Genomic DNA, 21,564 nt, shown 5'->3' with positions numbered 1-21,564 from the left:
TTGCGCAGAAAGCGACTCAAAAGTACTCAGCATCCTTGAAAGCAGGAGCCGCACCGTCCTTGCCGGACACCATTGCCTCACCGGAGATGGGCCATTCGATCGCGAGCGTCGGATCGTCCCAGCGGATCGCTCGTTCAGCATCCGGATACCAGTAATCGGTAGTCTTGTACAAAAACTCAGCTGTGTCGGAAACGACAACAAAACCGTGCGCAAAACCTTCCGGAATCCACAGCTGCCGTTTGTTCTCCGCAGACAGCATGAAACCGACCCATCGACCGAACGTCGGCGAATCGCGACGAATATCGACCGCGACATCGAACACTTCCCCTGCCACTACTCGAACCAACTTTCCCTGCGCGTGATTGATTTGGTAGTGCAGGCCTCGTACGACGTTCTTCGCAGATTTCGAATGATTGTCTTGCACGAACTCAATGGAGCGCCCAATCGCTTCTTCGAACACGCGGTGATTGAAGCTCTCGAAGAAGAAGCCACGCGCATCACCGAATACTTTCGGCTCGAAAATCTTAACGTCCGGAATGGCTGTCGCTATTACGTTCACCGGGCTTTTCCTTCTTTCAGGATATTCTTCAGGTAACGGCCATAGCCGTTTTTGCTGAGTGGTTGCGCCAGACGTTCAAGTTGCTCGTCGTCGATATAACCGAATCGATATGCAATCTCTTCGACGCACGCAATCTTCAATCCTTGCCGATGCTCCATCGTTGCAATGAAGTGCGAGGCCTCGAGCATGGAATCGTGCGTGCCGGTATCGAGCCATGCAAAACCACGCCCCATGGTCTGCACATTTAGCATGCCATCCCTCAAGTACAGAGCGTTAAGATCGGTAATTTCCAGTTCGCCGCGGTGCGACGGCTTCAACGATTTCGCAAAGTCCACCACCTGCTGATCGTAGAAATAGAGCCCTGTCACCGCGTAGTGCGATTTCGGAATCTCTGGCTTTTCTTCGATACTGATCGCTTTGCCGGACGAGTCGAACTCGACAACACCATACCGCTCCGGATCCTGGACATGATAGGCGAAGACCTGCGCGCCCGACGTTTGGTCGGTCGCCCCCTTCAACAGACCGCCGAGATCATGACCATAGAAAATGTTATCGCCAAGAATCAGCGCCGAAGAGTCGCCGTCGATGAAGGACTCACCCAGCAGGAACGCTTGGGCAAGCCCGTCCGGGCTGGGCTGTACCTTATATTGCAAACGGATCCCCCACTGCGATCCGTCACCCAACAATTGCTCGAAGCGAGGCGTATCTTGGGATGTCGAGATGATCAGAATATCCTGAATTCCCGCTAGCATCAGCGTGCTCAATGGATAATAGATCATCGGTTTATCGTAAATTGGCAGCAGTTGCTTGCTGATCGCTTGTGTCGCCGGATAAAGACGGGTACCCGACCCTCCAGCGAGAATAATACCTTTGCGCTTCATGCTTGGTTTTTTTCCGAGTCAGCCATGCAGTTGTTCGAAGACGTAGTCAACGCCATTTCGCCAATCGGGAAGTGTCATTCCGAACGTAGACGTCAGTTTGCTGCAATCCAGACGAGAATTCATGGGTCGCTTTGCCGGAAGCGGATACTCATGCGTCGCGATTGGCACGATATCGGTCGAGCGCAACTTTAGATCAAGGCCTCGCGCTTCTGCAAGCGCCACGACGTGACGCGCGTACTCGCACCAGTTCGTTTCGCCAGACGCCGCAAGGTGGTATGTACCGAACGCAAAGTGTTCACGATCGGCAAAATAACGGGCAATGAGATGAGCCGTCACATCGGCGATCAACGCGGCCGAGGTCGGCGCGCCCGTCTGATCGGCCACGATGCGAAGCTGATCCCGCTCCCGAGCAAGGCGCAAGATCGTCTTGAGAAAATTTCCGCCATGCGCGCCCACTACCCAACTCGTCCTAAGAATCAGGTGCTGAGCGAAGGCCTGCCGAACTACATTTTCTCCTTCGCACTTGGTCGCCCCATAGATAGATTGGGGATTAACCGGTGCATCTTCGCGATACGACGCCGCACCGGTGCCTTCGAATACATAATCAGTCGAGTAGTGAACAAGAGGCACATTCCGCACTGCCCCCCATTGGGCCATCGCGCCGGGCGCTCCGGCATTGACTGCCCTGGCCAACTCCGGCTCGCTTTCGGCCTTGTCCACTGCCGTATAGGCGGCAGGATTGACGATCAGATCGGGTTGATGGAGATTCAGCGCCGCAACAAGATTCTCGGGATCGCCCAGGTCCACGTCACGCCGGGTCAACGCAATCACCTCTCCAAGCGGAGCAAGCGCACGTCGCAATTCGAACCCGACCTGTCCATTCGAACCCGTAATCAAGATCCGCGGCATCATCATTCTCCGTAGTGGTGGTCGACCCAAGTACGATACTGGCCACTCGTGACGTTCTTCACCCACCCCTGATTCTCCAGATACCACTCAACGGTCTTGCGGATACCGGTATCAAAGGTTTCAGCGGGCTTCCAGCCGAGTTCGCGTTCGAGTTTGCGAGCGTCGATTGCGTAACGGCGATCATGACCCGGTCGATCCTGTACATAGCTGATCTGCGTCGCATACGGCTGGCCGTCATCGCGAGGCTGCAGTTCATCGAGGATCGCGCAGATCGTATGCACAACTTCGATGTTCCGTTTCTCGTTCCAGCCACCAACGTTATAAGTCTCGCCGAGCGCACCATTGGCGAGAACGGTGCGAATTGCAGAGCAGTGGTCTTTGACATAGAGCCAGTCACGAATCTGCTCGCCATCACCATAGATCGGCAACGGCTTGCCCGCGAGCGCATTCAGGATGACCAGCGGAATCAGCTTCTCGGGAAAATGGTACGGACCATAGTTGTTTGAGCAATTGGTGGTCACAACCGGCAAACCATACGTATGGTGCCAGGCGCGCACCAGATGATCTGATGCCGCCTTGCTCGCCGAATAGGGACTGTTCGGTTCGTATGAGTTAGTTTCCGCGAACGGCGGATCATCGGCTCCAAGTGTGCCGAACACCTCGTCAGTAGAGACATGCAGGAAGCGAAATGCCTGACGCTCGTCTGCCGCGAGGTCTGACCAGTAGGCACGTACCGATTCGAGAAGATTAAACGTACCGACAACGTTCGTCTGAATAAAATCGCCCGGGCCGTGAATCGATCGATCGACATGCGACTCAGCCGCAAAATTGATCACGGCACGCGGCCGATATTCGGAAAGCAGCTTCGAAATAAGCCGACGATCAGCGATGTCACCACGCGCAAAATGATACCGTGCATCGCCATCCAACGATTTCAGCGTTTCGAGATTTCCAGCATAAGTCAATTTATCGAGGTTAACAATAGCCTCATCAGACTGAGCCAACCAGTCAATAACAAAATTTCCACCAATAAACCCTGCCCCGCCCGTAACAAATAACACTCGCCGCACCCGTTTAAGTTCTATCGAACATTGGCACTCGAAAACTCAACATCGAGATTATGCAATCGTCGCACATCCGCCGTCAAGTTCACATGCAGCACCACATCGAATTCAAATTATCTGAAACGCAGAAAAATATCGCTTTATTTCAAAAATAGCATTACACCAAATCTCGCCACCGTCGCCGGAAGAATCTCAGTCAACACACTCCATTACAACCCGGCAACATACGAGTGACGGCCGCGTGACATTTAATACCGCCGCCCACATTCTCGCATCACCTCCTTATGCGCGTAGCCACGGCGTGACCACGCGAATTATCTAAAATATGCAAGACATAGCCGGGTAACGTGGTGCTCTCTAGCTCACATCTCGAGATTGACTTTCCTTCCATCCATGCATTCTTCCTCGAACGAGGGCATCGATAGATTTGAGTCTTCGCTTCAGCACGCTCTCCACGATCCCGTTCTCCCTTGCGTAGCGACGATCTATATCGCACATTTGCGCAATCACAGAGGATGCATCAGTGTGCAATTTAATTCCAAACTCTGCTGCCCAGAACTTCCCCTCGGCCATCGCAACCTTGAACGTGTCCTTCTCAGACAGATCATGCGAATGGAAAACGACGGCTTCGTCGACGTAGGCCTTCTGATATCCAGCCTTGATCGCGGACGCAGACCATACGTAATCCTCGCCCCACTCAATATCCGGATAAGGCAAATCCTTCCACACGCGACGGGACATTGCCGAGTTATTATCCGAGTAAAAATATGCCAGCATGCGCCACGTAATACTTCCTCGGAAATAATGACTAGGCAGACCAACCGACGAATCTATGACCGATGGCAATAATTTCAAATTATCAAAATGACCTTCGATATCCCTCGACACAAAAGGTCCATGTGTCGGATATGCCCGATGTCGCCCCGTGACACCAGCCACACGATCACCTTGTTTGAAACCTCGGATCAACGAGGCAAGCCACGCATCATTGGCCGGCATGGCATCTTGCGTCAAAATGGCAACATAGTCGCCATCGGTCATCGATATCCCGAGGTTTCTAGTACGTCCATGCTGGAAATCTCGCTTATCAATTTGATGAAGTCTTACCTTCTTCGAACCAAATTTTCCAACAAGCCCCGGAGTGCCGTCGGTTGATGAACTATCAATAACCAGCACATCATACTCAAAATCCGTCCTCTGACTAACGACGGAGTTCAAAACCGCCTCGAATTCCTTACCGGCGTTATAAGTCGGAATAAATACCGAAACCTTCGGCTTCGAAATGAATACCGGCGCGAAGATCTTCGACGAGACATCACCGAACCCAAGATCGCGCAACTTCTCAATTATCGACGCCTCGACCTTGCGAGCACTTCCTTCCCAAGATTTATTGCGAATAAACGTGAATCCATTTTCACGCTGGCGATTCATCTTGTCAGGATTATTCAGCAACCCCTCAATCGTATCAGCGATACCATATGGAGTCGGCGGCGCAAAAGCCACCTCATCGTTCTTAAAAATCGCACGAGTGCTTGGAACATCCAATTCCACCACCGGCAATCCACAAGCAATCATCTCTAGAGGAATCAGAGAATAATTGGTTGCCGAGTAAACCAATCCAATATCCGAGGATTGATACAACACAGCAAGTTGTTCGTGAGACAAAACACCATGCTGCGTGCATGGAAAATCGTACGGAACGTCAATATTGTGCTCACCAAAAAGATGAACGTGGAATCGCCTACCGGATTTCTTGAGTCTTTCCAGTGCAGCAAACCCCAATTCGACTGCCCGCCTCGGCGTATACGGACGCGCATAGAAAGCAATTTGCACTTCCCGGGCCATCGGAAAAGCACCACCACTCCCGGACGAAACCGGAAAATATATTTCGTGATCTGCAGCCAAATCCCAACTGCGAGACCAGCATCCCCGTTCCTTCATGAGGCCATCAAGCCAGTCGCCAGCGCACAAGGCCGAGAACCCTAAATCATAGGTGCTTTCTGCGACCAAGCGATTTGCACCGGCCGGATGAAAATCAGGCTCAAAATCCTGAATAAAATAAAATCTCTCTTTGAATTTCTGAGCTTGACTAACCGGGAATGCCGTCCAGCAATCAGTCGCAATAATCACATCTCCGGACAATTGTCGAACATCTTCAGGCAGATAAAGAACGGAGACATTTGACCCGATTTTTACATACCAATCAATAATTTGCTGCCGAGCCACTTCCTCATTTGGAATATGGTTAGCATTTTGAACCCATATTGTTTGTTGGTGCCCAAATTCCTCGAGATATTTAACCATTCGGAAAATGGTCATATGCCCGCCAGCCCCCTTGCCAAAGCCTGGGATGACCCAATGAATATCGAGGGACTTGCTATTGAAACTACGGCTAGGAGGAGCCAGCGGACGCGGAGGATGGACAGCGCGAACGCTGTCGCGTGGCCACGCATCCGTCACAAACGAACTGCCAAAATCCCGCCCAGGCCCTGGAAGGGGTTCTCCTACCGAAGTTCGAATCGGCGTTGAGTACGCACAGACAGAATACCCGTTGGCCCGCACTTGCGCGGGTATCACACGCTCTAGTGCGTGCGCGAATGTGCCATCAACTTGACCGTCTTCCGACTCAAAAAGCTCAACGTCATTAATTTTCTCGATCAATGAATCCAGTGAGCTCGTTCGATACCACGCCATCGAGCCCGCAGCAAATTCCGCAGAGCAATATTCCTCGTCAATCTCGAGAAATCGAAGAGCACTCTTTACGCCTTCGGCATTAGCGTTGGTAATGATAAATTTTTTGATATCGTAATAATTCTCCGGGTATAACGCACCCAAATCTTCGTTACGAGCAAAATTACCAAGCACCGCCGCAACCAAATCCTTGCTACCCATGGTTTGGTCGTAAATATATTTACGCCACGCATCGCCCCAAGAAATATGCTTACTTCGTTTGGTGTGCAGATGCAAAACAACATCATACTTCTTCCATATGTCAGCGCACCCGACAATAAAAGGTGCTATATCACGGCCTCGATTCTGAACCAGGATAACGTCGTTACTAAAATGAGGAACGTATTGCTTCAAATATTTGGAGCAATACTGCCGGTCCGCCTCGGTACACACAGTTACAACAATATGACTCCCCTCAGGGAAATTCAAAATCCCGGCGCAAACTTCACCAAGCAGCTCCGGATAAAAGCAATGAACGTGAACGCAAACCGACAGGCTGACAGCCTCATCGTGCGGCAGGCCGATAACTTTCGAATTCTCCGAGCGCGTCTTGAAATTTGTGCTACGCCCAACAGTCAGATAGTGAACAAACGGATTTATATCATTCCGCCCTTCTAGATATGTATTTTTATAAAAAAATACATCAAAATCGGGGCGAGGGTTTCTATCTTCTGCAAACCCGTGATTCATGTAATGGATGTATGGATCCATTCCCGATGCCTTTACATCGGGATACGTCGAAATATAATATTCTTGATCAAACTCGGAAGAACACAACTTTGCCACTGAGTCACTGGAATCCTCAGCAACCACTTCCGGCACCACAACCTCAGGCATAACAATCTCTGGCATCACAACATCGGGAATTGAAATCTCGGGAATCACAACTCCCGGCGTAACTTTCTTGTTTGTCGACTCAGATGCGACTCGAGGCAATGCACGCCTAGCCTTCCAATTGTAATCACCATACGCCCGTATGCAGAATTCGGCCAAGTCTACCGAACCAGCTTGCACATAAGGGTGCGCAGCCAAAAATTCATTTCGATCAAACAATGGTGACGGACTACGCCCTTCTTTCCAACCGTTCGTCAAATAGTGAAGCAATGGATTTATTTTGTGCTCTGCAACATCACCATATAATTTCAGATAATAAGCGGCATCGAAAAATTTTGAAGGATTCGCCAATGAATGCGCCCAATTCTCCAAATAATGTCGAACAGGATCCCTCGCCGCGGCCAACCCGAACTCCTTGGCATAATCATCCGCATCAAAAAGGGGGGATCCCTTTAAGACATCAATTTTCCATTTACTGACGCTTTTTCCAAAAAACATGGCACCCTCAAAAGACATTTAATTGAATGCTTTTATCAAAACGCATTACGTCATACAGCACGGACTGGAAAATGTAATTTTTATCATCGTCGACGACCAAGCATACAAAAAAACCATGATCACCAGACTCGTCACTCCGGCCTTCCACTTCCCCGAAGCATAACTATGCTACATATTTTCCAGAACACCCAACATTCAATTTTCGAAAAACGCCAGCATTAACGGGAGCCCGCCAATCCTGCGCTTCACCCCAATCGGCCAACTTCAACAAACACCAATTTTTCGCTCGATCTCCACAACACAGATATATCTGCGATGCGAAGTAACATCACTCAATCGACGCCCCCCCCAAAAGATCAAAGGGAGTGGTACATATTGATTGCATCTTCAACCGTATCGCAAACCTTAAGCACCCCACCATCCAAAACAGCAGCATGATTGCAATGATTTCGAATGAGATCTATCTGGTGAGCAACGATAATCATTGCACGGTCACCACGCTTCTCAAATAACTCAACATTACATTTTTGCTGAAATCGATGATCCCCAACCGACATACCCTCATCAATCAGAAAGCAATCGAATTCAATAGACATTGATATTGCAAACGCCAATCGCGACGCCATACCAGACGAATACGATTTAAACGGCTCATTCAAATACGCCCCGAGCTCAGCAAAATCCTCAACCAGCGCAAGCGTTTTTTGATAATCAACATCGTACACGCGAGAAATCAATCGAACGTTATCCTTACCGGTCAAACTACCCTGAAACGTGCCGCCAAACGCCAGCGGCCAGGAAACCGACATGTTTTTAATGATTTCACCGGAATGCGGATGATCCGAGCCGCTAATAATTCGAATTAGCGTTGACTTACCCGCACCATTTCGGCCGAGAATACCCCATCGCTCCCCCGCCTGGACACGCAGATTAACACCCTTGAGTATTTCCCGATGCGATCGCCCATGATGGATCGGATAACGTTTTGTTACATTACGCAACTCAATCATATTATCCTTAATTCAACTGAACTCGCCGAATGGCAAGATGCATGATCGAAAGAGAAAAGAGCGTAAAAAACGACAGAACCGCCACCGTATAGCCCAGATTATAAAATGTCGGCATCCTGTCACCATAATAGCCATGATGGAAGTATTCGACCGCATTAATCAATGGGAAGTACAACATCAAGTCAATCAATTTCGGCGGAAGCGCATACAGAGGAATAAACACTCCCGAGAACGGCACCATCAGGTAGAGGATAATGTGCGAAATCTTATCGATCGACTCACTCATCTCCGACAACGCCGCCATCGTTATGACAAAGCTGAACGAAAACCAAATTATTAGAAAATACCCAACGATCATCTCCAACACGTCCGCCGGAAATTGGCAAATACCTATTACGATCAAAATTACAAATAAAACAATGAACGAAGCAGTAGCGCCGGCAAATTCAAGAATAATTCGCGAATACAATATATCAAACGGCCTAATCGGCTTGTGATGTAGCAGTGTGCGATTTGACTCAATCGCCTTCATCATTCTATTTGTTGCATTTCGCCAGAAAAGCACCGTCGGATAACTAACCGCCAAGAACTCCGCCACCGAATATTTGGTGCTTTTTTCGGCGTGGCTAAAAATCACCATCACCCCAACGACAAACATTGCGGGCTCGGCCATTATCCACAATACACCGAGCCCTTCCCGACCAAAGCGGGTGATCATTTCACGCATAACCAACGCCCAAATCACTCGGATTTGGATACGCAATTGATGCCGAAAGGTCAGAGGTCGGTGCTCAGCGGTCATAGTGCTCTTTTACTCCACCAATAACGATGGTTAACACGCCCCACAAGATCAAACCAAACAAAAAGGTGGCGAGAATATTGCGCCCACGACGAGGACTCATCGCATGGTCTGGCAAGCTGGGTTCAGAAATACGCTCGAGGTAGAGCTGCTTGCGCTCAGCCTCGACACGAGCTTGATCCAGCATCGTTATCGCCCCAGCGAGAATCTTATCGGCGACATCCTTTTCAAGCGTCAGGCGCTGGAATTCGGCAGCCTTACTGGCCAAAGATCCGCCTCCTTGGCCCCCTGCAACGCGCTGATTTACTTGATCGATTGCCTCCTGCAGCAATTTGGCACGATCACGCAAAGTCGGCAGCCCCGGATTCGCAGGTGACAACCGCTCCATTTGAGCAATCTGTACACGGGTTGCAATTAAATCATCCTGCAATTTTCCAACCTGTTGCAATGGAATAGTCGACTGACGTTCCGGGTCGATCACTCCTGCAGTGTTTCTATAACGCGCCAGCGCCAATGTGGCGATGCGATCGTATTCTTTGGCCTGGTCCACATCGCGCTGGGCCGCATTGATCAGATCGGAACGAGCGCGCACATTCATTTGATTGATGATCCTCTCGCTCAACTCCAACAAGCGTTTATTCATAGTCCACGCAAGATGTGCATCGTATGCATGAGTATTCAAGGTCACGATAGGCGAGTCGGTATCTACTTTTGCATCTACAATTTTATTGCCGTAGTAGAGATAAAACTCCTCCAAACTATCACCGAACCCAAGCACGGAGAACCGATTCAGGAAATCAATAGACCCACTTTGAAAGGCCGATTTTATGCGCTGCTCCTGATTCAGCACCGCCATCGCGTCGCGAGAAAGAATATACTTCTGAACCGTATATGCATCTCCCTCAGACTTAGAAAATCCACCAACCCCTTTCAGCAAGCCACCCAATCCGGATACGCTGTTCTGCTGCGGGCTACGAATCAAAAAACTACTGGTGGATGTATATTTATCGCTCGCAATAATTCCAAAATAAATAATTGCGATGCCAGTAGGAATAACAACTGTCAGCCAAAATAAACGGTTAATGCGCTTCAGAAATTTCATAGTTATTTGAACGTCTGAACACCAGACACGATCGGGTAGGCAACGGAGAACACCAAGTTCAGCACTTTCTGCAGCTCGGCCACCGGCGCATTGGAAACATAGAGGACGTCCTTGTTGTCCATCATGAAACTCTGCGCTACGAAGAACGAATCAGGGTCCTTCAGATTAATGTGGTAGATAACCGGGACTTTGCCATTTGCCGTCGTTCGTACCGGCTGATTGGGCCACTTCAGCGCCTGCTGATCTTCCAACCTGAAAATGAATACGCCCTGTGCATCTGAACGCGAGTCTTGCAAGCCACCCGCCCGCGCCAACGCCTGCGCCAGCGTAATGCCCTGCGCCTCGAAATTGATTTCTTCGTTCTTACCGGTCGCACCAAACGCAGTAAAGCTGTAGGGCTGGAACAGTGCGGTGACAACGTCACCTGCCTTCAGCGGTACATTTTGGCGCGGGTCGCGGATCACCGTTTCGAGCGGTTCCAACGCGACGGTTTCGCCGCGCGTCACCTGAATCATGGTCTTGTTGATCGGCTGCTTCGTGCCGCCGGCCGCGGCGAGAGCGTCGAGCACGCGTTCGCCACGCGCACTCAGCTGCATGCGCGTGCTGCTCGACACGTCTCCCACCACGGTGACATATGAGGTTTCGTTCCGCGCCAGTTGCACCAGAACCTGCGGGTCATGCGCGATATTCTTGAGACGCGCTGCGATATAGACCTGCAATTGGCTTGGCGAACGGCCCGTTGCCTTGATAGCGCCAACGAACGGCACATGGATGTTGCCGTTGCCGTCGATCACTTGCGTTGGCAACTTGGTCAACCGCGCACCAGTCGGTACACCACTGGGCGTCGGTGCGTCGCTCGTACCACCGCCAAACAGAGTGGCAGGCGGCGCCTCCCAAATCGACACCTCGACCACGTCGCCCACACCCAACTGTTGCTGAAACGCCGAGTTGTCGCCTAGTGTTGCAGCAAAATCCGTACTTTTGCGGCCAGCATAGAGTTGCCGCGCCACCTGATCGGTCACATCAACGACCTGGATTCCTTGCGAACTGACTTGATTTGTGCCGGCACCACTGGCATTAATCTCGGAACGACTCGGCCCGGACGTGGGAATGGATCCACACGCAGCCAAGCCAATGGTGCCGCCGATGGCAGCAGCCAACCACACACTGCGATTTAAACTCTGCATTTAACAATCCAGTCATTCAAAGGCCGCCGGATTTTACCGCACAATGTAAGATGTACCGGTGAATTTACCGGCATGGCGCATCCGAAATACCGAGGGTACCCTTGAGGTTCCTCGAGTTTTCGCCGTCCAGCAGCCCTGGCTTACGCGCAGCCGAACCCTTTGCCCGCTAAGACGCGAGCCGGTCTGGCACAAACACGGGCGGTTCCAAAAGTCCATTGCTGCTGCGCGCAAGGGCACGAGCAGATCGGTAAATCTGACCTCAAGCTTCTGTTGTGTTTGGCATACTCGGCGCTTGTGCTGATCTATCGACGTACACGCGCGAATTGTCCCGCCATCCGAGATGCCATAGAATTACCCGGCGGAATTGTTGCATGAGCCATCGGGCTTCGGCAAACGGAAACATTTTTCGTTTCCGCACGCACAACCAAATTTCACCTGCGTGACAAAAATACTTCTAGACGTCACTCGTCTCGCCACCCGATTTTATGATGGCCTGATCCCCACCGGGGTAGACAGAGTAGGACTGGCTTACATTCGTAAATATGGCGACCGCGCACGCGCAGTCCTGAGTGAACGCGGTTTTTCCACCGTTTTGACGGAAAAAGACTCGCAGAAGATGTTTTCGCTGCTGCTCTCGTCTGATCGCGACCGATGGGCACTGCGCAGAATAATTGCTTCCGCGTTGCTAAACCGGCTTCAATCGGCGAAATTCGATCGCGCAATTTTGTTGCATACAAGTCACAACGGGATGGAGTTCACGCGCTACTACCGGGCGATGGCACAACGCAACGCGCACTCGGTCTTCATGGTTCATGATCTCATTCCGCTCACCCACGCGGAGTATTGTCGTCCTGGTGTGGACGCATCGCATCGTGCCCGTATCCATACAGCACTCCGACATGCGAGCGGCCTGATCAGCAATTCACAGGCGACCTACGACGAACTGGCGAACGAAGCCCAGCGAGCCTCGCTACCGCTCCCGCCAGTCGTCGTCGCACCGCTCGCACCCGCCGTAGAACCGCATCCGCCGAGCCCGGCTCCGATCGATGGCCCGTACTTCGTGATGCTCAGTACGATCGAGCCGCGCAAGAACCACTGGTTCATCTTGCATGTCTGGCGGCGCCTGGTCGAACAGATGGGGGAAACCGCCCCCAAGCTCGTGGTCATCGGCCGGCGCGGCTGGGAATGCGAGAACGTCGTCGATATGCTGGAGCGCTGCGCAACGATTCGCGGTGCGGTTATCGAAGAATCGGATTGCAGCGACGAACGACTGCATGCGTGGTTGCAACATGCACGAGCGCTCATCTTCCCATCGTTCGCCGAAGGCTACGGGATGCCGCTCGTCGAGGCACTGATGTTGGGCGTGCCGGTACTCGCCAGCGACTTGCCGGTCTTTCACGAGATTGCATCGGACATTCCCGATTATCTCGACCCGCTCGACGGGCCGGGATGGCTTGCACGGATTCGCGAGTACGCTCGCTCGGACAGCAGCGAGCTGGCGAATCAGCTCACGCGGATCGAGCGCTTTCGAGCACCGACATGGGCCGAGCACTTCGATCGCATCGATGGCTTCCTCGATTCGCTCCGATAAATGATTCCGGCACCTACTGAGCACTCGATGAAGTCCGAACCCCGGTCATTCGACGCAAGTGCAATCGCTCGCGGCAAATGCATGATCGGCTGGCTGACCGGAAAGTCACCATTCGTGTGGATCGATTCGTGGCTTGGCGTCGCGCTTGCCCGAGCGTCCGCGTCGATCGGACGTACCGTGTACCCCGTATGCCCCGGCCCCGTCTTCGTTCGGCACGCAACGCACGCACCGCCTCTTTCATGGTTCTGCGTTCCGTCGGATCTGGTTGCGAGCGGTGGACTCGTCGCCGCACTCGAACGTCTGCTTGAGGTCACGCCTGTCACCGACACGGACAAGCGATGCCGCAATCTGATGCGCCGCGTGCTCGACAGCGACGCGTTGCACGTCCGCCATCAGATAGCCGAATTGCCGGATGCATGGCACGAATCCGGCGGTGGCAAGCGCATTGTGCTGATCGACGAACGCGAGACGTCGCATACCGACGTCTGCACACGGGCAGCGCTGCGCCAACGGAATTTCGCTGCGATGGCGGATGCGGCGTGTGCTGTGCACCCCGATGCAGCCCTATGGGTCTTACGCTCCGCCGATGCGGGGGCTGGCAATTGGCTTTCGACGAAAACCCAGCTGCACGGAAATGCAAGAGTTCTCGAAGTCGCGCACTCCTTGCGGGACGTACTGCGACATGCCGATGCCGTCCATGTCGTGGGAGCGTCTGAGGGGATGGCGGCGCTTCTGGCCGGCGTCCCGGTTCACGTGTTCGGCACCCCCTACTACGCAGGCTGGGGACTGACGCAGGACCACACCGCGATGCCGGAACGCCGTGCGCGCCCCTCCATAGACGCATTATTTGATGCCGTTTTCCTGCAGCTCGCGCGCTATCTTGACCCGGCACGCGGCACACAAGGCACGCTCGAAACCGCACTCGACTGTATCGAACTGCAGCATGCCGTCGCCGACCGATACAGGGATCTCGGCCGGGTTGCTGGCGTGCGCTTCCAATGGTGGAAGCGGCCTTACGCGACGCCCTACCTGTCGGCGGGAGGCGGAACGTTGCGTTGGATCACGGATCCGCGCGACACCCACACCGACGAACACGCGGCAATATGGGGGGGACGATCGACCGAAGGCCTGCCCGCCGGCGTCGCCCATGTCCGGATCGAAGACGGCTTTATCCATTCGACCGGACTCGGCTCGGACATGTCGCCGCCGTGTAGCCAGGTCATCGACCGCCGCGGCCTGTATTTCGACGCGAGTCGTCCGAGCGACCTGACCGTCATCCTCAACCAGACCACGTTCGACGAAGCGGAATTGCGGCGCGCGGCGGCGCTCAGACAGGAGATCGTGCGACTAGGGCTCACGAAATACAATCTCGGCCGCCAGGCGCCGACATGGCGCATCCCCAATGACAAACGTGTCGTGCTGGTCGCCGGCCAGGTTGCAGACGACGCGTCGATCCGACTGGGAACAGGCACGATAGCCACATCGGAGGCATTGTTAAAAGAAGTGCGGGCTCTTCGGCCGAATGCATTCATCATTTACAAACCGCATCCGGACGTATTGTCCGGGAATCGTGCCGGGCTCGTCGACGCTGAACACCTCGCAGACATCGTCGACGCGGACGCGGATCTCATTTCGTTGATCGACGTCGCGGACGAACTGCATACACTCTCGTCGCTCGCCGGCTTCGATGCCCTGATGCGCGGAAAGGAAGTCCATACCTATGGCCTGCCCTTTTATGCTGGCTGGGGACTAACGCACGATGCGCTGGAACAGCCGTGGCGCGAACGCCGACTATCGCTCGACATGCTGACGGCCGGAGTGTTGCTCCGTTACGCCATTTATTGGGACTGGCAGCTCTCGCTGTTCACGACGCCCGAAGCAATCGCCCGGCAACTCGCGCCGAATGCGGCCCGGCCGCTCGAGAAAATACGCGGAAACCGCGGCCGCCCCCTCGTCAAGGCAATACGCTGGACGCGCAACGCGATACGTTATGCTGGGTGGCAGGGGCGACAATTCATTCACGACCGAGCGATCCGCTGAAGGGGATCTGCACGTTTGCTGGCCAATGACAGGTCGTTTTTGCCGAGTCGCACGGCACATCTTGGTCAAACCAATCTAGGTGCCAACGCAAAGAAGGCCACCCGGCGGGCAGTACACTCATACGTACTACCCGTTTTGCACTGCATCAACTCCACAAAGCAGGTTGCCGGGCACGCGTAGGTCAGGTTATAAAACGCCACCAGGTGCATGCGCCGCCCTTTCTACTTTTGCCTTCGGAGAATGCATGATCGATCTCGCCACCGCCCAGCAATTCCTGATGACCCGCGGTCTCGACTTCGGCCTCAACCTCCTCGCCGCGATCGTGTTGTGGTTCGTCGGCCGCTGGGCGATCCGCATCGGCACGCGCCTGCTCGGCAAGGTCGTTCGCCGCAGCGGCAAGGTCGACCCGACACTGACCGACTACCTGACCTCCGTCGTCGGCGTGCTGCTGACGATTCTGCTGATCCTCGCGATCTTGCAGATCTTCGGCGTGCAAACAACCTCGTTCGCTGCCCTGCTCGCCGGCCTCGGCCTCGCGATCGGTACCGCCTGGGGCGGCCTGCTCGCGCACTTCGCCGCTGGCGTGTTCATGCAGGTGCTGCGCCCGTTCAAGATCGGCGACGTGATCAACGCAGGCGGCGTCACGGGCACGGTGAAGGAGCTCGGCCTGTTCGGCACGACGATCATCACCGCCGACAACATCGTGACGATCGTCGGCAACAACAAGATCTTCTCGGACAACATCGCGAACTACAGTGCCACGCCGCACCGTCGCGTCGACCTAACCGCAAAGATCGCGAACGGCGTCGATGCCGTCGACGCGATCAACCGCCTGAAGACGTCGATCCAGCGGATCCCGAACGTGCTGACCACCCCGGCGCCGGACGTCGGCGTACTGCAGTTCACGCCGGAAGGGCCGCTGCTGTTTGTGCGCCCGTCCACGGCACCCGAGAACTACTGGCAGGTGTACTGCGATACCAACCGCGTGATCCTCGACACGTTCCGCGACGCGCAGTACCCGACGCCCGAAACGCCGGTCTCGCATCGCACGGCTTGACGGTGCAATCCGTCGGTGCATGAAAATTGCTCGGCGCAGCCACTTCAGTTTGGTGTCAAACCCGTCGTTATCCGAGAGAAGGGGCGATACTTCCTCAACCGCCCCTGAACCTTGTTCCCTGGCTTATGAAGTGAGACTCCGGGGCAAAAAATGACGTGGCAGTCGCCGCAAGGCGCTGGAAAACGACCGCAGTCGCAGTCGCAGACGTAGAGTTGGCTATCACCGCCTCACTTACGGTACCTTACAGAAATTGAAACACCACCTTCTCGTCGCCGGCACCGGTCGTGCCGGTACAAGCTTTCTGGTCCAATACCTCACGGCATGCGGCCTCGATACGCACCTCGCGAGAAATCCCGAAGATCGGCTCGATGAGAATGCCAATGCCGGACTTGAGGATTTCCCGACAGGCGACGCCAATCTTCCCTACGTCATCAAGTCTCCTTGGCTTTACGAATTTGTCGACGAACTGCTCGCGCGCGACGATATCCAAGTTGACGCCGTCATCATCCCCATGCGGGATCTTGTGGAAGCAGCCACGAGTAGAGTAGTAAACGAACTGCGTGCGCGTCTCGGGCGCGAAGACATTCCCGGTGAATTGACACGCTGGCACACGTGGGGGGTCGTGCCAGGGGGCACTGTCTATTCGTTGAACCCGATCGATCAGGCGCGCCTGCTGTCGATGGGATTCCACCAGGTCATTCATGCCTGTGTAAAGAAGCGAGTGCCGCTGATCTTCCTGGAGTTTCCGCGCTTCATCACTGACGGCAAATACCTCTATGAGCAATTGCGACCGGTCCTTGCCGGGATCGATGCTTCCGCAGCAATACGCGCCCACGCCCAAACCGCCCAGCCCGGCAAAGTGCGGATCGGTGGCGAACTCGCAAATTGGGCGAACATAGCAAAGGGTGACCTCTTTCCGAACTTCGATGCGCTTGATCGGGTAGCGCTTCACCGAGAGATTGCCAACGCGCGGCGCGATCGGGATATCCATCGCGCCGAAGCAGAACACTTAAGATCCCTCATCATCGATGTAGAGCAGAGACTGGGGGAGGGAATCCTTTCGAGCGCGCGAATCCAGTTGTTTGTGGATGAAGGCAATGGCTTTTCCGAGGAACACTCGTCAAGTCAAACTATCGATCCGAAAAAGCGATCCGCGAGATATGTCTTTAACGTCGATCGTGCCATCGACATCAAGACGTTGCGGCTCGATCCTATCGATGATTCTGCAGTCCTGGTCGTTGAAGATGCCATCCTCGTCGGGCCGAATGATTCGATCAGCTTGATGGGCAAGCTGACTTCCAATTGTTCATTCAGCGCCGACGGCATTCTCTATTTCGAGAGTAAAGACCCCCAGATTATCTTCGACGACATCCCGGTTAGTTTCTCAGACCAACACGGGGTCCGGCTTGAATTTCAGATTAACTTCCTCAAGACCGGCATAGACGCGCAGCTTGCCTGTGCGAAGCTCGCTTACCAGCACGGTGAAACCAGGACACGAGAGCTGGAAGCCGAGGTAACGCAGTTACAGGGGGCATTACATGCGCACATCAGCGCGCGCGAAGAACAGACCAGGTTGACGCAATCCCTTGAGGACGCTCATCGGCAAACCTTGAAGACGATGCAACTGGAACTCGCGCGACGCGACACCGAGCATGCAGCGTCGATGGAACTGCTGAAAGCACAATTCGAGACCGCAACGCGCAATTCGGACGAGCAGCATACCCGATTGACTCAATCTCTTGAGGATGCCCACCGGCAAACTTTGCAGGCATTGAAGCAGGATCTCGCACAACGCGACACTCAGCACAACGCGGCAATCGAATTGCTGAAAGCTCAGTTCGAAGCAGCAGCGCGCATTTCGGAAGAGCAGCAGACTGCGCTGGCGCAAGAATACAAAACGACAAACGCCACCTTAAAGGCATCCCATACAACCGCGCTTGAGCTTCAAGCGGAAAAGCAACGTGCTGCTCACGAATCGGCGATAGACTCCCTTCGCTCAGCCCATCAGAATGCCATTCGAGCAATTGAGGATCGGATTCGCGAGGTCATCGAACAGCAAATCGTTGAACTCGACGCGTTCGATAGTACGATTTTGAGTTGGTTCGCGATCGCTGAGTCCATGCTCGATCAATTCGACGGATTCACGGAATTGCAACGACTGCGGCCGATAGACGTAGCAGCAACCACTGAGCCGGATCTCCCTCAGCAGCCCGCCGTTCCCGAACTGTCAGACGCTCCGGCGACGCATTCGCTAGGCTTCCATAACGAACATGCTTCGTGCAATCCGGATGCACTGTCAACCGCTCTCACCAAACTAGCATCGGAATTTGCCCAATACGAGCCGAGTTCTCGCGGTAGCCAATCGAGTCTCGGCAAACGCTACCTCGCAGCTCTTACTTCGCTTCGACGCGATCACGCACATGCCGCGGAGCAGTTCGCGACTCGAAACCACCAACTGCTGACATGCCAACTGGAAAATCTTGCACAGGCAGAGCGGAAACACGGGAACGAGGTAAAGGACCTAATGGAACAGATCGAGGCACTTGAAGCAACCATTGAAACCATTCGGAAATGGAAGGGCTTCCGAATCGTCGCTTGGCTGAATGAGCGAAGCAAGTAAGCTCCCCAAAACGCGCTGCCGCGAGCCTGACGGGCGTCACAGAGCCGGCTAAAGTGAAGACGCGGCGCGACCGAGTGGCGTGCCTCAATCGGAACCGCTCTCCGTCGCGACAGCCCGGAATGGCGATGCCCCTGCCCCAGGACAACCATGTCAGGCCGTTCGGCACGACGATCGTCAACGACGACACATCGTCCGAATGCGGCGATCCAGTAAATCCCGACCATACTGACCAGGCGGCTCCGGACAAAAAGACGTGGCACCCCGCCACGCTTTTTGATTACCACGCTTTGTTAGAATGACTCCCCCGGCAACCGAGCCATCACCCATTCGCCCTACCCCGGACATCCCCGCATGAGTCTCTATCCGATCCTCCTATGCGGCGGCAACGGCAGCCGGCTGTGGCCGATGTCCCGCAGCAACTACCCGAAGCAGTATCTGAAGCTGGCGGGAGAACAAACCCTTGTCCAGCAGACCGTCCTTCGCGCGAGCGAAGTGCCCGGGGTCGCGCCTCCAGTCATTGTCGCGAACCACGCGCATCGTTTCATGGTTGCGGAGCAACTTCAGCACACCGGTATCAAGCCACGGGCGATCGTGCTGGAGCCGCTCGGCCGCAACACGGCACCAGCGATTGCCGTCGCGGCACGCATCGCGTTGCGCGACGATCCGGACGCGTTGCTTCTGGTGTTGCCGTCGGACCACATCGTCCAGAATCTGCCGGCATTTATCACGGCCGTCGACACCGCGGCCACGGTCGCAAAGCGCGGACATCTCGTCACATTCGGGATTCCCCCCAACGAGCCGCATACCGGATACGGTTATATCCGCCGCGGCGAAGCGCTTGAAACCGGCAACGGCGCTCACGCCGTCGACGCATTCGTCGAAAAGCCCGACCGTGAACGTGCTGCGGAATTCGTCAATGACGGCCGCTATTACTGGAACAGCGGCATGTTCCTGCTGAATGCATCGGTCTATCTCGACGAGATTGCGCAACATGCCCCTGACATCGCCCGACATGCAGCACAGGCACTCGATCGCGCGCAGCAGGACTATGATTTTCTGCGTCTCGATATCGAAGCATTCGGCGCTTGTCCGGACATCTCCATCGACTACGCCGTCATGGAAAAGACGAAACGCGCCGCCGTGGTCGCGGCTCCCGAACTCGGCTGGAGCGATGTCGGTTCGTGGAACGCGCTCGCCGATATTGCCGCGCGCGACGACCAAAACAATACTGTTTGCGGCGACATCTATACGGATACTGTCGCAAACTCCTACATCCGTGCGGAACACCGGATGGTCGCGGCGATCGGCGTCCGTGATGTCGTTGTAGTCGAAACTGCAGATGCCGTCCTGGTCGCGCATCGCGACCACGTCCAGGACGTCAAGAAGGTCGTCGAACAACTGAATCGTTCGGGACGGCTCGAATCAGTCACGCACCGTCGTGTCCCACGGCCGTGGGGCTCCTATGAAAGCATTGATGCCGGTGATCGCTTCCAGGTCAAGCGGATCATCGTCGCTCCTGGAGCACAACTGAGCCTGCAGATGCATCATCACCGCGCCGAACATTGGATTGTCGTGAAGGGCACGGCGCTTGTGACGAATGGCGATGCAGAAATCATCCTTACCGAGAACCAGTCAACGTATATCCCCCTCGGCACCCCACATCGGCTCAGAAACCCGGGCAAGATTCCGCTCGAACTGATCGAAGTCCAGTCAGGCTCGTATCTCGGCGAGGACGACATCGTCCGCTTCGAAGACACCTACGGCCGCGCAGCGTCGTAACTAGGACATTTTCCGGCTCAAAGCGCAGCCGGCGCCGATCTCGCATCGCAACGCGTAACGGCGGCACCGGACGAAAAAAAAGCGTGGCACTCGCCACGCTTTTTTACTGCACCGAGACGAGAACGAAACGCTCCCGCTCAACGCCCACCCGCCTTCGGCACATTATCCGACTGCTTCCCGCGCACCAGCTTCCACACCGCGCCGAGCGCGACCGGCACGATCGCCGCGCCGATCCCGACCAGCACGATCACGTTCAGGTACTGCCGGATGAACGGAATGTTGCCGAAGAAATAGCCGAGCAGCACGAGCAGTAGCACCCACACCAGCGCACCGATCACGTTGAACAACTGAAAGCGCGCCACGCTCATCGACGACGCCCCCGCGACGAACGGCGCGAACGTACGCACGACCGGGATGAAACGCGCGAGCACGATCGTCTTGCCGCCGTGCTTGTCGTAGAACGAGTGGGTCTTCTGCAGCGCGGCGCGATCGAGGAAGCGCTCGAGCACCGGGATATGCGTATTGAACACCTTCGGGCCGATCCAGCGGCCGATCAGGTAGTTCACGGTGTTGCCGGAAATCGCCGCGACGAGCAGCAGCACGATCAGCAGGCCAACGTTCATTTCGCCCGTCGCCGCGAACGCGCCGCCGATGAAAAGCAGCGAATCGCCGGGCAGGAACGGGAACACGACGAGCCCCGTCTCGCAGAACACGATCAGGAACAGGACCAGATAGACCCATGCGCCGTACTGCCGGATGAAATCGCCGAGGAAAGCGTCGATATGCAGGACAAGATTGACGAAATGAAGCAGCGTATCCAAATGCGATTCCTCGAAGGCGATGGGGCCGGAACGGCCGGAACCGGCCAGACATGGCCGAGGCGCCCGCCAGCCAAGGCGGCGCG

16 protein-coding genes are annotated in these 21,564 nt (G+C 54.7%); 6 read left to right on the top strand and 10 right to left on the bottom strand.

All coding sequences use genetic code 11. The features are described 5' to 3' along the window. Nucleotides 1–16 precede the first annotated feature (16 nt). From rfbC to DFS13_RS05855, 9 genes are all read right to left on the bottom strand, one after another. Nucleotides 17–559, bottom strand: a complete 543-nt coding sequence (rfbC, locus tag DFS13_RS05895; protein ID WP_111441459.1) for a dTDP-4-dehydrorhamnose 3,5-epimerase — start codon at nucleotides 557–559, stop codon at nucleotides 17–19. Next, a complete protein-coding gene (gene rfbA, locus DFS13_RS05890; protein WP_111441458.1) occupies nucleotides 556–1,440 on the bottom strand; it encodes a glucose-1-phosphate thymidylyltransferase RfbA in 885 nt (294 codons plus the stop codon). The genes rfbC and rfbA overlap by 4 nt, the downstream gene beginning before the upstream one ends. An 18-nt stretch (nucleotides 1,441–1,458) precedes the next feature. Continuing rightward, on the bottom strand, nucleotides 1,459–2,349 hold the full coding sequence (rfbD, locus tag DFS13_RS05885) for a dTDP-4-dehydrorhamnose reductase (RefSeq protein WP_111441457.1): 891 nt from the start codon (nucleotides 2,347–2,349) through the stop codon (nucleotides 1,459–1,461). A gap of 2 nt (nucleotides 2,350–2,351) precedes the next feature. Further along, on the bottom strand, nucleotides 2,352–3,410 hold the full coding sequence (gene rfbB, locus DFS13_RS05880) for a dTDP-glucose 4,6-dehydratase (RefSeq protein ID WP_111441456.1): 1,059 nt from the start codon (nucleotides 3,408–3,410) through the stop codon (nucleotides 2,352–2,354). Nucleotides 3,411–3,770: 360 nt separating this feature from the next. Then, on the bottom strand, nucleotides 3,771–7,493 hold the full coding sequence (locus tag DFS13_RS05875; RefSeq protein WP_111441455.1) for a rhamnan synthesis F family protein: 3,723 nt from the start codon (nucleotides 7,491–7,493) through the stop codon (nucleotides 3,771–3,773). A gap of 338 nt (nucleotides 7,494–7,831) precedes the next feature. Next, nucleotides 7,832–8,485: an ABC transporter ATP-binding protein gene (locus DFS13_RS05870; RefSeq protein WP_089472202.1), complete on the bottom strand. Its 654-nt coding sequence runs from the start codon at nucleotides 8,483–8,485 to the stop codon at nucleotides 7,832–7,834. A gap of 7 nt (nucleotides 8,486–8,492) precedes the next feature. Beyond that, a complete protein-coding gene (locus DFS13_RS05865; RefSeq protein ID WP_111441454.1) occupies nucleotides 8,493–9,287 on the bottom strand; it encodes an ABC transporter permease in 795 nt (264 codons plus the stop codon). Beyond that, entirely contained in the window at nucleotides 9,277–10,386 is a 1,110-nt protein-coding gene (locus DFS13_RS05860; protein WP_111441453.1) for a hypothetical protein, read from the bottom strand. Before DFS13_RS05860 ends, DFS13_RS05865 begins: the two co-directional genes overlap by 11 nt. Before the next feature lie 2 nt (nucleotides 10,387–10,388). Continuing rightward, complete coding sequence (locus DFS13_RS05855) at nucleotides 10,389–11,573, bottom strand: polysaccharide biosynthesis/export family protein (RefSeq protein ID WP_111441452.1); 1,185 nt, start codon at nucleotides 11,571–11,573, stop codon at nucleotides 10,389–10,391. 439 nt (nucleotides 11,574–12,012) lie between these two features. Between DFS13_RS05855 and DFS13_RS05850 the strand changes: the two genes are divergently transcribed. From DFS13_RS05850 to DFS13_RS05825, 6 genes are all read left to right on the top strand, one after another. Next, nucleotides 12,013–13,164 (top strand): glycosyltransferase family 1 protein, encoded by a 1,152-nt coding sequence (locus DFS13_RS05850; RefSeq protein WP_034200983.1) that lies wholly within the window; start codon nucleotides 12,013–12,015, stop codon nucleotides 13,162–13,164. A gap of 27 nt (nucleotides 13,165–13,191) precedes the next feature. Then, nucleotides 13,192–15,204, top strand: a complete 2,013-nt coding sequence (locus tag DFS13_RS05845; protein WP_111441545.1) for a capsular polysaccharide biosynthesis protein — start codon at nucleotides 13,192–13,194, stop codon at nucleotides 15,202–15,204. A gap of 244 nt (nucleotides 15,205–15,448) precedes the next feature. Then, nucleotides 15,449–16,261 (top strand): mechanosensitive ion channel family protein, encoded by an 813-nt coding sequence (locus DFS13_RS05840; RefSeq protein WP_111441451.1) that lies wholly within the window; start codon nucleotides 15,449–15,451, stop codon nucleotides 16,259–16,261. A gap of 250 nt (nucleotides 16,262–16,511) precedes the next feature. Continuing rightward, complete coding sequence (locus DFS13_RS05830; protein WP_134163134.1) at nucleotides 16,512–18,881, top strand: hypothetical protein; 2,370 nt, start codon at nucleotides 16,512–16,514, stop codon at nucleotides 18,879–18,881. A 125-nt stretch (nucleotides 18,882–19,006) separates the two neighbouring features. Continuing rightward, nucleotides 19,007–19,180 (top strand): hypothetical protein, encoded by a 174-nt coding sequence (locus DFS13_RS40220; protein WP_166677904.1) that lies wholly within the window; start codon nucleotides 19,007–19,009, stop codon nucleotides 19,178–19,180. 52 nt (nucleotides 19,181–19,232) lie between these two features. Beyond that, the gene (locus DFS13_RS05825) at nucleotides 19,233–20,660 is read left to right on the top strand and encodes a mannose-1-phosphate guanylyltransferase/mannose-6-phosphate isomerase (RefSeq protein WP_111441448.1); all 1,428 of its coding nucleotides are present in this window, start codon (nucleotides 19,233–19,235) and stop codon (nucleotides 20,658–20,660) included. A gap of 137 nt (nucleotides 20,661–20,797) precedes the next feature. Here DFS13_RS05825 and DFS13_RS05820 read toward each other — a convergent pair whose 3' ends face one another. Then, on the bottom strand, nucleotides 20,798–21,481 hold the full coding sequence (locus DFS13_RS05820; RefSeq protein WP_034200986.1) for a DedA family protein: 684 nt from the start codon (nucleotides 21,479–21,481) through the stop codon (nucleotides 20,798–20,800). Nucleotides 21,482–21,564 lie beyond the last annotated feature (83 nt).

This window comes from Burkholderia sp. 28_3 (genome assembly GCF_003253915.1).
Taxonomy (GTDB): domain Bacteria; phylum Pseudomonadota; class Gammaproteobacteria; order Burkholderiales; family Burkholderiaceae; genus Burkholderia; species Burkholderia cenocepacia.
The sequence above is the reverse complement of the archived record's forward strand: the minus strand, read 5'-3'. Positions and strand labels throughout refer to the sequence as shown.

Bases quoted from the DNA above. Each gene is read 5' to 3' on its own strand.
- rfbA (WP_111441458.1), bottom strand. From the start codon at position 1,440: ATGAAGCGCAAAGGTATTATTCTCGCTGGAGGGTCGGGTACCCGTCTT.
- rfbD (WP_111441457.1), bottom strand. From the start codon at position 2,349: ATGCCGCGGATCTTGATTACGGGTTCGAATGGACAGGTCGGGTTCGAA.
- DFS13_RS05875 (WP_111441455.1), bottom strand. From the start codon at position 7,493: ATGTCTTTTGAGGGTGCCATGTTTTTTGGAAAAAGCGTCAGTAAATGG.
- DFS13_RS05870 (WP_089472202.1), bottom strand. From the start codon at position 8,485: ATGATTGAGTTGCGTAATGTAACAAAACGTTATCCGATCCATCATGGG.
- DFS13_RS05865 (WP_111441454.1), bottom strand. From the start codon at position 9,287: ATGACCGCTGAGCACCGACCTCTGACCTTTCGGCATCAATTGCGTATC.
- DFS13_RS05860 (WP_111441453.1), bottom strand. From the start codon at position 10,386: ATGAAATTTCTGAAGCGCATTAACCGTTTATTTTGGCTGACAGTTGTT.
- DFS13_RS05855 (WP_111441452.1), bottom strand. From the start codon at position 11,573: ATGCAGAGTTTAAATCGCAGTGTGTGGTTGGCTGCTGCCATCGGCGGC.
- DFS13_RS05845 (WP_111441545.1), top strand. From the start codon at position 13,192: ATGAAGTCCGAACCCCGGTCATTCGACGCAAGTGCAATCGCTCGCGGC.
- DFS13_RS05840 (WP_111441451.1), top strand. From the start codon at position 15,449: ATGATCGATCTCGCCACCGCCCAGCAATTCCTGATGACCCGCGGTCTC.
- DFS13_RS40220 (WP_166677904.1), top strand. From the start codon at position 19,007: ATGCCCCTGCCCCAGGACAACCATGTCAGGCCGTTCGGCACGACGATC.
- DFS13_RS05825 (WP_111441448.1), top strand. From the start codon at position 19,233: ATGAGTCTCTATCCGATCCTCCTATGCGGCGGCAACGGCAGCCGGCTG.